Here is a 16,356-nt window from a genome sequence, read left to right on the forward strand (position 1 = left end):
TCACTCTCCTATTGAATAATTTATTATTTTTTCAAATATTTAGTTCCTTATCTCTTTTCCTTCAAATAAAACCTCGCAATTATCCTCATCTTTTTAACCAGTTTTTTTATCCCGCTCAAATGCTTCGTTTCCAAAAACAATCTAGCCTTCAAACTGCTCCAGCTATCATTCCACCAATGAATTCCGTATGTTTCAGGTTTTATGCAATCATCAGAATAAACTTCCTTAAATCCGTAAGGATAAAAATATTCTTTCGGAAAAACAACTATTTCCCCATTTTTCAAAACATTTTCCCTTTTCTCACTCAAATTATATTTTTTCTCAAAAGTATACGTAAAAATCTTAGGAATTGTCCAAATAGGTTGTTTCCAAATGTCATTTTCGTAAAAATCTTTAATGTCCTTTAAGACTTCATTATGCTTCGTTGTCCCAAAAATCCCAACACTTATGTGTTTTTCATCCTCATAGCCAATAAAAAAATTCATCTTCCCATTTTTAGAAAATTCATCTTTTCCTTCCAAAATCGGTGTCAAATCCTTAATTATTTCCATATCCGTATCCACATAAATTCCAGAATTTTCATACATAAAATGCACTCTCATATAATCCGAAACATACGCCCAAAGCCTTCTTTCGTAACATTCACGAAAAAATCTATTTTTCGCAAGATGTTTTTCCATATCAAAATTTTTCTCATTTATCTCTATTATTTCAAAATCAGGCAGATTTTTCTTCCACGATTCCAGACATTTATAGAAAATATCTGGCTTTTTGGCATTCCCAATCCAGACATAATATATTTTTTTTTCTATCATTATTTTCTCCTATTTTTCATCTTTTTTCATAATCATCATATACTTTTTTATTGGCTTTTCAGTAACATCCACAACTTTAAATCCAACTTTCTCATACAATTTCTTTGCCCTCGCATTATAATCAAACACATTTAACGTAATCGAATTTACGTCCTCATCTTGAAAAATTAAATTTATAAACTCTATCAAAGCCTTTTTTCCAAGCCCTCTTCCAGTAAGTTCAGGATTAATCAGAAATCTTCCAATATGAACATTATCCATCTCTTTTCGTATTTTCTGAATAATCCCCACAAACTCATTCTCACAAAAAATCGAATAAATATCCTTCAAATCATCAATTTGACTTTCCGTAAGTGGAAAATCAAGACTTTTTCCAGCCCATTGCTCAAGAAAGTTCCTTCCCTTTTCATTAGTCCATTTGACTATATCATTTTTATTATTGTCATTTATTCCATCTATTATTTTTATATTTTCTATTTCCATCAATATTAAACTCCTATTTTTCTACACCAACTCATACTCAATTCCATTAACAATACAAAATTTCATTATTTCTTCATAAAAAGTTTCGTAATCCTCATCCTTTCCAGAATTTTTAAACTCTGAATTTTTAGAAGTAATTAGTGTATAAACCTTTTTTTCCTTATTTCCAAAAATTTTTAATATTCTGTATCCAAAATCTATCGTTCCACTTTTTGTATTCGGACTTGTAATCATTAACTTTTTTATATCATACTTACTGTATTTTTCATCATCAATACTTATAAAATTACTAAATATTTTTATAATTTTCGGTGTATAAATTTTCATCCTAATTAAAGAAATAATTTCTAAAATAATAGCTCCAAAAGTAATAATTATCAAAAAATATTTCAAAAAAATAGCATCAGAAGAGATTATTTTAACTATTATCAAAGTAAAAATTACTCCAATAACATTATTTTTAAAAATATCTTTAAATTTTTCTACAAGTAATTCCTTTTTTGGAATTTCAAATACTGTATTTTCAATTTCCTTTTTTTCAAGTTGAAATTCATAAATAATTTTTTCAAGTTCTGAACAATTCTTCTTCCCAAATAAAGAAATTGGAATATTACAATAATCTATCCATAAATATTTAATATTTTCATAAAACCAGCTACTGCCATTAAATACTCTAATCTTATCTTTTTCTATCTTTCTGCTCCAAACTTCCTTTCTTCTATAATATGTCAAAATACCATTAGATATTACAATTTTTTTATTAAAAATATAAATAGATAAAATTATAAATGCTATAATTGAAAGCAAAGTAATTAAAAAATATCCTAAAAATACTTCTTTTTTTGAAGTTAAAAACTGAGAAGATATTATTATTCCTTGATAAATAATTATCGCTGGAACACAAACTATTCTACACAATATTTTCAATTTTTCTACCCAATGCACTTTAAATACTAGTTCTTGCTCATTCAATCTCACTCAACTCCTAAAAAATTAAATCAATTCCTTCTTCTCCTCTATCTTCCTGTACATATAGTCAAAACTGAAAATCAGCACATAAACTGCAATTAGCATTGCCATATTTTTTACAAGCCCTTCCCCAAAGAATGAGCCTCTTGGGATATAAAATAAATTGGGTATAAAGTAATAGCTTGTTAATAATAAAAATCTATTTTTTACAACATATTTTTCGTATTTTATAATAAAAATTCCAAGCAGAATTGAAATTACAATTAACCAGAAGTAGCCTAAATCATACATTTCTGCAATATAATTCGAGCCAATTCCTTCTCCTTTTAAATAAGCACCTGAATTTAGGTAATATGTTAATTTATCCGCAATGGAATTGGTTGTGGCAAGTGTTTCGAGCGACTGTGGCTTAAAGCCAAATATTCCCTGCAAGATGTAGGGGTAGCTTCCGTTTCCTACAATGCTATGCTTGAAATTGATTGTGTAGCCAAGTACAAGATAACTTACTCCTTGAGAAAATAGAAAATTAAAAATTGTGTTTACCAAATCCAGACTGAATATTTTTTTACTTCGCACAGACACTAGAATTTGTGAAAAAATCACGGTAAATCCTACTAATTTTATCATTGTCTTAGCTTTTATCCTGATTCCATAGACTTTTGCGTAATACCACATTATAAAAAGAAGCTGTGTCAAAAATATTGCTCTTGCCCCCTTGAATGAATCCAGTAGTTTTACCATAAGATAGAGTGAAGAAATTGTCAAAAATTTTCTTTTGGATGGAATTGAAATTAAAAATATCAAAAATCCAATTGTCATTACTGTACCAGAGCCTTTTGTAAATGCAGGATAATCAACTCCCTTTAAAATTCCAGTATAATAAGCCTCGTATCCAGCCCGCAAAATAACCCTTAGCTGAATAAACATCTTGTAGGCTAAAGCAGGCAATGAAATTATAAACAGAGCCATTCCGACATTCGTAAACAGCCTTCTGCTTTCAAGCGTAACACTGCTTCTAATCTCATTAATCTTCTCATTTGAAATCGCAATGAAAAATCCTAGATGCGTAAATAGTAATACCAGCAGAAAAACATTTATTATCTCATTTCTCACATCATAAAAAAAATAAAAATTAGCAAACTTCGTAGCCCAGCCAAACTCCCTATAATTCACAATATCCAAAAATATCCTTGTAAAATTAAACAAAAACAGCGTATACAAAAAAATCATATACGAATTTAGCCATTCCAAATAAATTTTCGCCGTAAAAAACGTATAAATATAAACACCCATAAGCAGATATTCCAAAAATTTCATCTCCAATGCCTCATTCTGAAAAGAAGCTACATTTTTCAAAAACAGCACAAACGCAATAAAAAATATATGAAATATCAAAAATCCAATTTTATCTTTTTTCATTAATTTACCTCTATTTTTCAATTTTTTCTTATTATTTCATCTAAAATTTTATCACATCGGTATTAAAACTTCAATCAGAAATGTTGTATTTTAATATAAAATCTATCTTTTAGATTATTTAATTTTTTTTACTTTAAAATCGTTTTTATTTACTAAATAAAAATTTTAAATCTAACAACTTTCTAATGAAATCCAAAAAAAAAAAAAATGATATAATTCAATATAAACAAAATAATACAAAGGAGCTGATTTTTATATGAAAAGTCTATTTAAAATTTTGATTATCGCTATACTTGGCTTGAGTGTTATCGGATGTGAATTACTTGATCCAAAAGGATGGGAAAGAGCACATCAAAAGGCAGCTGAAAAAGGAAGAAAATGTTATGAAAAATATAACGGAAATGTATACTGTGAGGATACTAAATAAAATATTAATTTATGAATTAATATAATAAAAATACAAAGTTGAAATATTTGTTTTAGGAAAAATTGCTTTATATAAAATTTAAGTAATTTTCTTTTTTTATTTCAAAAAATTGATTTATCTTCTCTAAATAATCCAAACAAACAGAAAAACTTAAACAAATCCTATTTTACTGAAAACTTAAAATCTCAAAAATTCTATAGCAAATATCTTTCTAATTTACTAAATCAGCAGAACTTTTATTTGTTCGACTGCAATTTTCTGACAAGTAAAAAGAAAAGTCTTGAAATTGGAAATAAAAGTCGAAATCTGGAAACAGGCATTATGTAGATAATTTTAATTACTGGGATAAATATTTACTGTAAAATAAGGATTTAAAGTAATAAGTAAATCCGTGAAAAAAGAAAAAATGTAATAAAAATAGTAAAAACTGCTATTAAAAAAATCAAATCTTTCACAAATTACTTGAAAAACTTGACTTTTTTCTTACACTATTTTATTGGACTTCAAATATTTTTTTAAAGTTTTATAAAAATTTTCTCTTGTTCCTGCTAATAGTACAATAACTATTTTTTTATCTTCTATCTTAATTGTATACGCTAGTTCATAATTAATTTTATTGTAAAAAATGTCATAACCATATATGCCTGCTAAATCGGATTTTTTCATGTCTCCTATTTCAGGATTTTCCTTAATTTTTTTAATCGCTTCAGCAAATTTATCTTTTAATTTTTTATCTTTTAATTTCTTAAAATATTTTGCCGCACCAGTGGATATAATCACTTCTGTTTCTATTATTAATCCTCCCCAAATACATCCTCATAGCTTACTCCATTTTTTTCTGTGTCTGATATTAATTTCTGAATTGCAGGCTTGACATTATTTTTTCTAACTTTAAATTCCTTTAAAAGTTCTTCTCCTGAATATCCTTCCTTTATCAAGTCCTCCAAAATCAAATCTGAAAATTCCATATCTTCATTTTCTTTTACAGGCGTTACAATCAAAGAGCCTTTGCTAACCTTTATTTTTGCCTCTTTTGTAAAACCTAGATATTCCATAACTTTTTTAGGAATTGTAATCTGATTTTTAGAAGAAATCGAGATTGTCTTATTCATTTCCAAAATATTACTTTCCATAAAAAATCTCCTTTTTTGGTTTCTTTGTTTCTTGGTAAAATTATAAACCTAATTTCAGGTTTTGTCAATTACATTTTAGAGCAAAAAATGGAGTGCAACATCAAAGTTCTACTCCATTTTATTTTTTAAAAATTAATAAGATTTAGCTAATTCATAAAGTTTTTCATATTCTCTTGCTGATCTGTCCCAAGAAAAATCAAGCTCCATGTTTCTTTTTACCAATTTTTCCCAAATGTCAGGTCTGTCATAATAAATTCCTTCTGCCACTTTTATTGTAAAAAGCATATCATCTGCATTAAAGTTTGTAAATGAGAATCCATTCCCTTCATCTGTAAAAATGTTGTAAGGCTGTACAGTATCTTTTAGTCCTCCTGTTTCCCTTACAATTGGTATAGTTCCAAATCTCATTGCTATCATTTGGCTAAGTCCGCAAGGCTCATATCTTGATGGCATGAGGAACATGTCACTTCCAGCGTAGATTTCATTTGCAAGCTGTCCGTTGTACCCAAGATAAACTTTGAATTTATCTGGATATTTCCATGCCAAGTGGTTATAGTAGTCTTCGTAGAATTTATCTCCGCTTCCTAAAATCACTATTTGAACAGCGTCATACTGCAATAAGTTTTCAAGCGCGGCTGATACCAAGTCCAGCCCTTTTCCTTCCACAAGTCTTGAAACTATGGAAATTAAAGCAACATCTGATTTTGGCAATCCTAATTTTTCTTGCAGTAAATATTTATTTTCTTTCTTTTTATCTAAAGAATCCTTATTAAAAGGAATTATTCCCTTTGTTGTTTCAGGATTGAATTCTTCCACATCAATTCCGTTTAGAATACCGTGAATATATTTTCTGTTTGTAATCCATTCCAGCCCTTCACCAAAGTAAGCGTATTTTATTTCTTCGGCATAAGTTGGACTCACTGTATTTACAACATCTCCATATCCAATTCCTATTTCCATAAAGTTCAAGTCATGTCTGTCATCCATATAATACCCCATTCTTTCAAATGAGTATTTAGAAAATTGTCCTTGATACATTAAGTTGTGAATCGAGTAAACTGTTCTCATATCCCAGTAAAATGGATCATAGTTATATCTAACATTCAAAAAATACGGAACTGGACCAGTTTGCCAGTCGTTACAATGCAAGATATCCGCCTGCAAATTAATTTCCTTCAAAAATCTAAGTGCCAATTCTGAAAACATCGCATATTGAACATCCTGATCAAAGTCACCGTAAACATGTCCTCTTTCGTACAATGCTTTATTTTCAATAAAATAATAATTTATCTTATCATCTGGGTATCTTACTAAATTAAACACATCTCCGTGACTTTCAAGCCTTGCTACCCATTCCAGCTTTTCAAGATATTTTAACGGTATTATATCATATTTAGGCATTATTATAGAAACTTCATGTCCTAATTCCTGCATTTTTTTAGGCAATGCCCCCAAAACGTCAGCTAGTCCACCAGATTTATAAAACGGAGCCACTTCAGATGCCAAATATACTATTTTCAAATTAATCACTCCTATTCTTAAAAATATTTTTAGTACAATCATTTTAAAACCGAACTGCAAAATTATGATTATTCTATTATTCTATTATTTTGCTAAAACCTTTTTTATTCTATCAGTTTGGTTTTAGAAGGTTTTGAGCATATTCTAAAATATTCAAGCTACCAAGATCCACTATTTAAAATAGTTTAAAAATCTCAATAACTTGAATTTTTTTTAATTATTAATTTTAGACAGTGCAAACTACCATTTTACAGTTTCCCCTGTTTCAATTAATCTGTTATGCTCATCAATTTTTACTCCAGAAAAAATTCTTACATTTTTACCAATAATTGAACCATCAGGGATAACTACACCTTTACCAATAACCGTTATTCCTGAAGACAGCAAGTCTGGACGTTCTTTATTTGGAATATTTGCATTTCCATTCCCTATAAATGAATTTTTACCGATATATGTGTTTTTATCAGAAATAATTGTATCTAGGTGAGAATTTGCATCTACATAAGTTCCAGAGAAAATAATACAATTTCTCACAGTTGCACCTTTTCTAACTGTAACTCCAGGTCCTAATACTGAATTTTCCACACTTCCTTCGATTTTACATCCATTACAGATTAATGAATTTTGAACGCTTCCTGTAACTCCGATTCTTACAGGTGCCAAGTCTTCACTTCTTGTGTAAATTTTCCATCCTTGGTCATACAAGTTAATTCCAACTTCTTCGGATTTTTTGATTAAATCCAGATTTGCTTCCAAATATGAATCATAAGTTCCTACATCTTTCCAGTAGCTGTCATAAGTATGAACATAAACTTTTCTGTCTTCATTAATCATCGCAGGAATAACGTGATTTCCAAAGTCTAAATCGTGGTTTTCCAATTTTTCAAGGTATTCTAATAATGAATCTGTGTTAAAAATATAAATTCCCATTGAAGCTAAGTTACTTTTTGGTTCAGCTGGTTTTTCTTCAAAGTTTAAGATTTTTTTATTTTGATCAACTTCAAAAATACCAAATCTGCTTGCTTCTTCAATAGGTACAGGCTGTACAGCTATTGTCAGTTCAGCGTCGTTTTCTTCATGTTCTTTTAACATCCATCTGTAATCCATTTTGTAAATATGGTCTCCAGATAAAATTAATACATATTTAGGATTTCTACTTTTAATAAAGTCAATATTTTGTCTAATTGCGTCGGCAGTTCCTTGATACCAGGAATTTCCACCAAGTTTTTCATGTGGTTGCAACATTGTAATTGCAGTATCTCTTCTGTCAAAATCCCATGGTTTCCCAGATCCGATGTGTTCATTTAGTGATAATGGCAAATATTGAGTAAGTAATGCAACATCATAAATACCAGAATTTGAACAGTTACTTAGCGCAAAATCAATAATTCTGAATTTTCCAGCAAAAGGAACACTTGGTTTAACTCTTTTTTCTGATAGAATGTCAAGTCTTGACCCTCTTCCACCAGCTAAAATCATAGCTAAAACTTTCATATAAATACCTCCATTTTTGTTCTTTACATTAAAAGTATACCCCCATTTTTCAAAAAATCAAATTATTTTTATAAAAATTTTGCACACAATAAAATCAGGCTAATAAGTTCTTACTATTTTATCCAGCCTTCAGTATTATTTAATTTGTCAAATTTTGGTCAACTAAAAAAACCACCTTATATTATATTTAAGATGGCTTTTTTAGTAAAACAGTATTGATTTTATTCTTTTGTATGAGTAATAACTTTATAAATTGAGCTTTTTTTATTATTTTCTTTTTTCTTGAGGAACTGCACGATATCTGTTAGGCGATTTTACATTTCTGCTCTTTTTCTTGGCAGCTTTTTTATTTGGCTGAACAATTTCAGCTCCAGGCTTTCTTGGAGGCAATTTTTTAGGCGGTATTGCGAAAGACACAACTGACACTCCCGCTATTCCTAGAATTGCAGCCATTTTCTTAAAAGTATTTTTCATATTCATATTAATCATCTCCATTTTTATTTTTATGCTCCTATCTTTTGAACAAATACATAATACCATTTAATTTTGACAAAAATATGTAAATTTTATGTCTTTTTTGTGAAATTTAAAACCAAAAATATTAACTTTAAATTAAAAATATATTGACAAAAATATAATAATATAGTATTATTTAATTAAAATTAAAGAAAAATTAATAAAGAAGGAAGAGAAATGGATTATTACAAAATACTGGAAGTACCTGAAAATGCAGATATTTCTGAAATAAAAAAGAAATATAGAAAATTGGCAATGAAATATCATCCTGACAGAAACGCAGGAGATGAAAAAGCTGTAAAAAAATTTCGAGAAATAACAGAGGCTTATGAAGTACTTTCAAATGGGAAAAAACGGAAAGAGTACGATTATAAAAGGGAAAATGGGAATAATCATCCAAAAAATAAAAATAATAAGGAAAATTTTAAAAGTAAATCTTCTCAAAATAATTTTACTTTTGGAAAAGAATTTTTTAAGAGTGCAGCTGAAATGAAAGGAATGTTTGAAAACAGTTTTGGGCTAGATAAAATTGGGAAAAATAAAGCAAAAGCTGAGAAGGAAAGTGTGAAAAGCAGGTTTGAGAGTTTTTTTGATATGAAAGAGAAAAAGTAAGAAGGGGAAATTAGAAATGTTGTGGGGAATTAGAAGAAGTTTTACAAATTGGGGAAATATTTTTAAGAGTTCATTTGGGCGTGGGAGCATTTACAGGCTGGAAAGGCTTAGAAGCGTAGCACGGATTGGAAAAAATAGAGAAAATGGAAAAATTGTTGATGAAAGAAATAAAATTAGTGTGGATAAGGGAATTAAAAAATATGAAAAACGTAAATTGAATGCAAAAAATCAAAAAAGTTACAAATTTTTAAATATAAAAAATATTTTAATAATGACAGTTTTAATATTTACATTCATTTTTGTACACCTTTCAGGTTATTCTACAAAAAGCCTTTATTTTTCAATTTTTATTTATATTGGAGTTACACTTTATCTGCTTATTGTGGAAAGATTTTTTGAAAAGGTGAAAGTTGAGGAGGAAATCAAAAATATAAAGCATGAGAGAGAAAGAGAGCATAATGTATTTTTAGAAAGAGTGAAGGAAATAGAGGATTTGGAGAAAAAGCAGATTGAGCATATATTTTTGAAGGATTCAGAAGATTATGATATGAAAATTTGGAAAATTGGGAGGGCAACATCGCTTCTTATTGGTAAGCAATCGCCAAGAAACAGGGTGGATATAGATGTAAGTGAAGGGATTTATTCAAATTTAGTCAGCAGGGCTCATGGAATATTAAATCGTGTCAATGGAATCTGGTATTATGAGGATTTAGGCTCACAAAATGGAAGTGGAATAGAAAGAAGTTTAGATAAACGGAAAATAAAGCTGAAAAAAAATATACCAGTAAAAGTGGAATCAGGAGACATAATTTATTTAGCGACTACAAAAATATTATTAAAATAAATCTATAAATAAAAAAGAAAGGAAAATTTTGAAATGAAATTGGATAGATGTAAAAATGGTCATATATACGATGTTTCAAGATACAGCTTATGTCCTTACTGCAGATCAGAAGGGCTGGAAACAGAAAATCTGGATGACAAAATTAATCTGGTTGAAGAAATGAAGGATGAAGACAGAACAACAGCCTACTGGTCTAAAGACAGCACCGTAGATCCAGTCGTGGGTTGGCTTACGTGCATTGAGGGGCATGATAAGGGAAAAGACTACAGGATTGTGAGCGAACGTAACTTTGTTGGGCGTGGAGAAAATATGGATATACAAATTTTAGGAGATACTATGATTTCTAGAAAAAACCATTGTTCAATAAGCTATAATCCCAAACAGCGAAAATTTATGCTAACTCCCGGAGATTCCAATGGGCTTATTTATCTAAATGGAGAAGCAGTCTACAACACAGTAGAATTACGAGCTTATTCAGTAGTGGAAATGGGGGAAAGCAAGTTTGTATTTGTGAATTTGTGCGGAGATTATTTTGACTGGGAAAAGGAAAAGTCAAGAGAAGAAAGTGTGAAAAGAAAATACGAAAATTTAAATGATGAAAAAATTGTGAAAAATACGAATTTTCAGAATAAAAATAATGATTTAGAAGTAAAAATTGAAGATTATGAACAGATTTAATAAATTTATACTAAACTCAATTTAAATAAAAAATTTATTACAAACTTTTCTAATAAGAGATATAAACCTAGTATTTCAAAATAATTAAAATATTTTTTTTGTTTTAATAAATCGACGAAGCTTTTATTTGTTCAACTGCGATTGTTTGACGACTGAAAGGAGGAGTTTCGAAGTTGGGCAAATAAAAGTCGGAGTCTAGCCATAGGTTGTAGGATTTGCGGCAATGAGCAATCCTACGAAAATAAAAAAGAAAAAACATGGTAATATGAAAAAAAATTCATTAATCAAAATACCTAAAAAATAATAAAAAACAATTTAGTTAAATGATTATGAATTAACTATAAAACAACCTTATTATAAAAATTTATTCTTATTTTTTAACGGGATTTAGTATTAAAGTTTTATTTTAAATAATTTTCATATATATAAAATAAATATATTTTATAAAGTTGAATTAACCAAAAATAGAGGGAGAAATTGAGAAATGAGGAAAGATGAGGCAAAATTTATTACGGAATTTTTGAGTGAGGCTGGGACGAAGGCTGAAAATAACGATTATTTTGGGTATGTTTTGCTGGATAATTATGCGATTTGGGCTGTGGCGGATGGATTTGATGAGGAAGAAGGGGCAAAAGTTGCGGCAAGAATTGCTGTGGAATCTGCGATTGAATATTTTATGCTGCGTCCACGGTTTAATTATGACGTAATAAAAGAAATGATGGATTATGCCAATCTGAAAGTTAAGGAAAAACAGGAAGAAACTCAGAAATATTCTCTTATGCACACTTCCCTTTTAATCGTAATAAGCAATTATAATTCAATTTTATATGGAAATATCGGAAATACAAGGTTTTATCACATTAGAGGCGGATATATCGTTTCTCAAAGCAGAGATGACACGATAGCACAGCTTTTGGTGGACGAAGAGGCATTGAATATATCGGATATGAGATTTCACAGGCAAAGAAATGATTTGCTGCAGGCAATTGGGGATTTTGGGAAAATTAAGCCAAATATTATAAAAAAACCTGTAGAACTTATGGAAAAAGATGTTTTTTGCTTGACGACTGTAGGATTTTGGGAAAATATTGATGAGCATGATATGGAAAATGATTTATCCAGATTTGAGGATAAGAAGCAATGGTTAAATTCATTGGAAAAACGGATACTTGCTTCGCTTAGGGATAATATCGAAAATTATACGATTGCACAGGTAGAAGTAGGTGCTGTAGCAACTCCAGAGCCGATGGAAAAGGACAAAAGCAAACTTATTAAAAGAATAATACTTGTAATGCTCATTATTGCTGTAATTATTTTGTTTGTTGTTATTTGGAATGTAAAAAGGCGAAACGGTATTCTGCAGGCGGCAACGCAGTATGAAAAATTGGCGGATGAGGAGATCTTAAAGAAAAATTTTAATAATTCAATTGATAATTTGAAACTTGAAATCGGAGAGTATGTAAAATTAAAGCCAAAAAGCAAGGGTATAATAGGATTTCTTACGAATGCTGAGAAAAAGAGAGCTGATGCAAGTAAGAAAATTGATGAGATAAATAAGAAAATTAGAGAAACTGAGAAGATTAAAAAGGCATTTTCAGATATTAATGAGGGAAATGAGCTGTTTAACAGCGGAAATTATGACGAGGCGAACGTAAAATATCAGCAGGCTAAGTATAACCTGAATGACAACAGTTATAAACGTGACGAGCTGAACACGGAAGAGATTTTAACTACATTGGATTCACGGATAAATTCAACCGTGAAATTAAAGGAAGCCAAGGCTCTGGAGGTCGCTGGAGATACGGCAGTTAATGAAGGAAGCTACAATTTGGCAAAAGTTAGCTATAAAAATGCGGCTGATATGTATTTGGCAAATGGAAGGGCAGATTATGTTTCGCAAGTTGAGAAAAAGCTGGAGGAAATAACGGATAAGGAAAAAACAGCGTATAATGGGGCAATGCTTGCTGAAAATAAAGGGGATTCGCTGGCACAAAGCAATATTAATTCTTCAAAAGAAGCGTATTATCAGGCACGACAGATGTACCAGACGCTTGGAGATACTGTGAAAGTGGGAGAAATTGACAATAAGATACAGGAACTTAATTCCCAGCAAAATGCTAATTTACAGACTGCCAACAATCTCGTTCAGGAAGGGCTTTCGCAAATAACTGCCAATAATCCAGCACAAGCAATAAATATTCTAACGCAAGCTAAAAATATTTATCAGAAGATGAAAGATACAAATAATGCAAATGCCGTTGACAAATACATAAGCCAGGCACAGGAATTTATTAAATTTGAGAGCCAGAATGCTGAAAAATTGAAAACACAGGAAATGGAATATTCGGAAAGGTTAAGGCAGCAGGAAATCCAGATGGAGCAGCAACTGCAGATAAAAGAAGCTGAAATCAAGGCACAGCAGGAAGAAATGGAACGGGAACGGCAAAGACGTGAAGAAATAACAAGAAAAATGGAAAATGCGTCAAATCTGGAAATGCAGGCAGACCAGCTGGCTATAAATGAAAGATTTGAGGAGGGAATTTCAAAATATGAGGAAACGAAGAAACTTCTGGAAGAAGTGAATGCAGATGGAAATTTTGGAAATCAGATGTCGAAAATTGAGAATTTGAATAAAAAAATTGAAAAAAGTGAGGGGTATTTGCTAAAGAAAAAAGCAGAAGAGGATTTTAAGAATAAAAAATGGAAGGAAGCTGTGGAAAAATTTACGCAGGCAAAGGAAAAGCTGGAAAAAAGCAGTACCAAACAAAATGAAATAGCCGAAATTGAGAAAAAGCTTAAAAAGGCTGAGAAAAAGGCGAATAAAAAATGGTGGCAGTTTTGGAAAATTTTTTAAAAGAAAGGAGGAAAGATGGTAAAAAATATAAAATTAAATACTTTCTTTTTTAAGGAATATGCACAAATTACGGAAAAAAACTCTTATTCGGCATACATTCCGAATGGAAGCAAAGGAATATGGTGTATTGCTGACTTTAATGAAAAGATAAATGAAAAAATGCAGGAAAAGTCAGAAATATCTCAAAAATTTGAAAATAGTAATGTTGAAAACAAGAAAATTGATAAGATAAATTTAGCAAAAGTTGGAGTTCATAAAATTATTGAAAAATATTTGGAAAATAATGAATTTTCGCTAGAAAATGTAGAACAGATAATACAATCTTCCATTGATGAAGTGATTTTTGAGAAAACAAAATTATATAAATTTCATAAAGCTGAAAAAGATTTTGATTTAAAAAATTTTTATTCACAAATTGTTATTATTATTGAAAAAAATAATATGATTGTTGGAAATATGGGGAAAACTGAATTTGTTTTGTATAGGGAAAATAGAATTGTGGAAAAGATAAGTGGTGAGCAAGTCAAAAAAATAAGACTGAAAAAACATGATTATTTGCTGGCTGGGAGTCCTGGATTTTGGAAAGTTGTTAATGAGAGTGAAATTGAGGAGATTTATGTTGATAGGAAAAGTAAATTAAATGTCGAACAGAATTTAAGTGAACAGATAAAGGCTAGTGAGAAAAAATTGGGAAAGGTGATACCATTTTTGTCGATTTTTGTTGAAGATATTGAAATGGAAAAAAATTATGAATTGTTAGAAAAAGAAATTAATGAAAAAAATCAAAAACAGGAAAAAGTTGTAAAATATATGTTTTTAGCTGTAATATTTGTGTTTATGTTTGTTTCTGTGGGGAAAAATATTCAAAAGGGTAACTTTAAAGGTGAAAGAAAAGAAAAAGTAAAAAATATAATGGCTGAGAAAATTCTAGAAAAAGCGAATTTGATGAAAAATAATTTAAGTAAACGAGCAGAGATAGAAATGGATAAAGTTAAACAGAAAAATATTGAAAATGAAGAAATAGAAAAAAACTATGTAAAAAATTTGGAAATTACTCAAAATATTATAGAAACTAAAGAGAAAGGAGCTGAAAAATTAAATAATTCAAGAATAAAAAAGAAAGTTTCTAAAAATAAAAAATATAATAGAAAAAATCTAAATGCAGATAATAGAAATTTTAAGAAAAATTATAAGGTAAAAAGTAATAGAATCTTACAACTTGAAAAGGAAATTGAGAAAAACTGGGAAGTTCTTGGGCGTGATAGAAATGGGAATAATTTTGGATAGAATTAGACTTATAATTTAACAAATTTAAAATTCAAAAAAAATTGAACAAAATAAAACTTTTAGGTTTAGAATCAAAATTTTAATAAGTTTATGATTTGAATAAAATGTTATAACTTTTAAATTTTATTAGAAGAGTGAATAGATTTAATATTTTGGGAATAGTTTAAAATAATTTTGTGAAAAATAGAGAATTTAAAAGGGAAAATAAGAATGGATTTTTTATCAAAGGGAACAATATTGAATGGGAAGTATAAAATTTTAAATTATGTAGCTAAAAGTGATTTTTCCAATATTTATATGTGTGAAGATAGACAAGGGGAAAAAGTAATTATTAAAGAATGTTATCCTTCAGAAATTGTTATGAGAAATGGTAATGAGGTTTTCACTGAAAAGTACAAGAAGGATTTTGAAAATTTGAAAGGATGTTTTTGGAAAGAAAAATGTATTTTGGAGAAATTTTTGAAAAAATCTAAAAGGAGGAAACAGAGATTTGTGGATGATGTTGTTAAACTTGTGGATTTTTTTAGTGAAAATGGAACAAATTATATTGTTACTGAATATTTTCATGGAGTTACCTTGAAAAAATATATTTTGAAAAATAGGATAAAAAATGGAAAAATGAGGATAAATCATATTTTGGAAATATTTTTTAAAATTGCCGAAGTAGTTTGTAAAATTCATAAAAAGGGAATTATTCATTGTGATTTGAAGCCTTCTAATATTTTGATTGATATTAGGGGAAATATCAGGATTATTGATTTTGGAGCGAGCTTGAAAAAGAAAGAAAAAGTTGAGTTTGTTAAGGTTTCGGAAGGATATTCGCCGATTGAGATTTATTCAGAAAAAGTAGAGATTGATGAAAGAACAGATGTTTATTCACTTGCGGCACTTTTATATTTTATGCTTTGTGGAGTGAAAGTGGATGGGGCGATTAATAGGTTTTATAAGGCGGAACTCGAGTTTGGTAGAGAAGTTATTTTGGGATTTGAGAAGATTCAGAAATTTAAGGAAGTGGAAGAAGTTATAAAAAAGGGGCTGGAATTTGACAGACAGAAAAGATTTGGAAGTGTTAGGGAAATGATTGAAAAATTGAGAAAAATTTTTATGCAAAGCTAAATATTTTTAATATTTTTAGATTTTATAAATTATACTATTTGTCATTAAAATAATAGAATTATAGTAAAACTTCTTTGAAACCGAACTCAAAAGTCATGACTATTTTACTCAAACTCTAAATTCATATAATTTTTAGTAGTTTAATTTTAAACAGGTTAGAGTACAGTATAATTTTTTTATGCAACAAA

16 protein-coding genes are annotated in these 16,356 nt (G+C 29.1%); 7 read left to right on the top strand and 9 right to left on the bottom strand.

The genetic code is table 11. From position 1 onward, the window contains the following. Positions 1-47: 47 nt before the first annotated feature. Genes FVE77_RS10275 through wzy form a run of 4 tightly spaced genes read right to left on the bottom strand, consistent with a single transcriptional unit; the run spans position 48 to position 3,686 of the window. Positions 48-815 carry a glycosyltransferase gene (locus FVE77_RS10275; protein WP_026746807.1) on the bottom strand — a complete coding sequence of 256 codons (768 nt, stop codon included), beginning with the start codon at positions 813-815 and terminating at the stop codon, positions 48-50. A 9-nt stretch (positions 816-824) separates the two neighbouring features. Next, the gene (locus tag FVE77_RS10280) at positions 825-1,298 is read right to left on the bottom strand and encodes a GNAT family N-acetyltransferase (RefSeq protein ID WP_026746806.1); all 474 of its coding nucleotides are present in this window, start codon (positions 1,296-1,298) and stop codon (positions 825-827) included. Positions 1,299-1,319: 21 nt separating this feature from the next. Beyond that, positions 1,320-2,276, bottom strand: coding sequence for a hypothetical protein (locus FVE77_RS10285; RefSeq protein ID WP_006805970.1), 957 nt, complete (start codon positions 2,274-2,276; stop codon positions 1,320-1,322). Positions 2,277-2,291: 15 nt separating this feature from the next. Further along, a complete protein-coding gene (gene wzy, locus FVE77_RS10290; protein WP_026746805.1) occupies positions 2,292-3,686 on the bottom strand; it encodes an O-antigen polysaccharide polymerase Wzy in 1,395 nt (464 codons plus the stop codon). Positions 3,687-3,942: 256 nt separating this feature from the next. Here wzy and FVE77_RS12700 point away from each other — a divergent pair, with 256 nt between their 5' ends. After that, on the top strand, positions 3,943-4,113 hold the full coding sequence (locus FVE77_RS12700) for a hypothetical protein (RefSeq protein ID WP_026746804.1): 171 nt from the start codon (positions 3,943-3,945) through the stop codon (positions 4,111-4,113). A gap of 483 nt (positions 4,114-4,596) precedes the next feature. Here FVE77_RS12700 and FVE77_RS10295 read toward each other — a convergent pair whose 3' ends face one another. From FVE77_RS10295 to FVE77_RS10315, 5 genes are all read right to left on the bottom strand, one after another. After that, positions 4,597-4,893, bottom strand: coding sequence for a type II toxin-antitoxin system RelE/ParE family toxin (locus FVE77_RS10295; RefSeq protein ID WP_026746803.1), 297 nt, complete (start codon positions 4,891-4,893; stop codon positions 4,597-4,599). 14 nt (positions 4,894-4,907) lie between these two features. Next, positions 4,908-5,246 (bottom strand): AbrB family transcriptional regulator, encoded by a 339-nt coding sequence (locus FVE77_RS10300; protein ID WP_026746802.1) that lies wholly within the window; start codon positions 5,244-5,246, stop codon positions 4,908-4,910. A gap of 132 nt (positions 5,247-5,378) precedes the next feature. Continuing rightward, positions 5,379-6,767: a glycogen synthase gene (locus tag FVE77_RS10305; protein ID WP_026746801.1), complete on the bottom strand. Its 1,389-nt coding sequence runs from the start codon at positions 6,765-6,767 to the stop codon at positions 5,379-5,381. Positions 6,768-7,007: 240 nt separating this feature from the next. Beyond that, complete coding sequence (locus tag FVE77_RS10310; RefSeq protein WP_006805978.1) at positions 7,008-8,261, bottom strand: glucose-1-phosphate adenylyltransferase; 1,254 nt, start codon at positions 8,259-8,261, stop codon at positions 7,008-7,010. A gap of 267 nt (positions 8,262-8,528) precedes the next feature. Further along, on the bottom strand, positions 8,529-8,756 hold the full coding sequence (locus FVE77_RS10315; RefSeq protein WP_155828136.1) for a hypothetical protein: 228 nt from the start codon (positions 8,754-8,756) through the stop codon (positions 8,529-8,531). Positions 8,757-8,954: 198 nt separating this feature from the next. Between FVE77_RS10315 and FVE77_RS13020 the strand changes: the two genes are divergently transcribed. From FVE77_RS13020 to FVE77_RS10345, 6 genes are all read left to right on the top strand, one after another. Beyond that, positions 8,955-9,389, top strand: a complete 435-nt coding sequence (locus FVE77_RS13020; RefSeq protein ID WP_026746799.1) for a DnaJ domain-containing protein — start codon at positions 8,955-8,957, stop codon at positions 9,387-9,389. Between the two features lie 16 nt (positions 9,390-9,405). Then, complete coding sequence (locus FVE77_RS10325) at positions 9,406-10,233, top strand: FHA domain-containing protein (protein ID WP_026746798.1); 828 nt, start codon at positions 9,406-9,408, stop codon at positions 10,231-10,233. 33 nt (positions 10,234-10,266) lie between these two features. Next, positions 10,267-10,911 (top strand): FHA domain-containing protein, encoded by a 645-nt coding sequence (locus tag FVE77_RS10330; protein ID WP_026746797.1) that lies wholly within the window; start codon positions 10,267-10,269, stop codon positions 10,909-10,911. A 484-nt stretch (positions 10,912-11,395) separates the two neighbouring features. Then, the gene (locus FVE77_RS10335) at positions 11,396-13,765 is read left to right on the top strand and encodes a PP2C family protein-serine/threonine phosphatase (RefSeq protein ID WP_026746796.1); all 2,370 of its coding nucleotides are present in this window, start codon (positions 11,396-11,398) and stop codon (positions 13,763-13,765) included. Positions 13,766-13,780: 15 nt separating this feature from the next. After that, the gene (locus tag FVE77_RS10340; protein WP_026746795.1) at positions 13,781-15,052 is read left to right on the top strand and encodes a hypothetical protein; all 1,272 of its coding nucleotides are present in this window, start codon (positions 13,781-13,783) and stop codon (positions 15,050-15,052) included. 210 nt (positions 15,053-15,262) lie between these two features. Then, complete coding sequence (locus FVE77_RS10345) at positions 15,263-16,168, top strand: serine/threonine-protein kinase (RefSeq protein ID WP_026746794.1); 906 nt, start codon at positions 15,263-15,265, stop codon at positions 16,166-16,168. Positions 16,169-16,356: the final 188 nt, after the last annotated feature.

The organism is Leptotrichia hofstadii, from assembly GCF_007990525.1.
Lineage (GTDB): Bacteria > Fusobacteriota > Fusobacteriia > Fusobacteriales > Leptotrichiaceae > Leptotrichia > Leptotrichia hofstadii.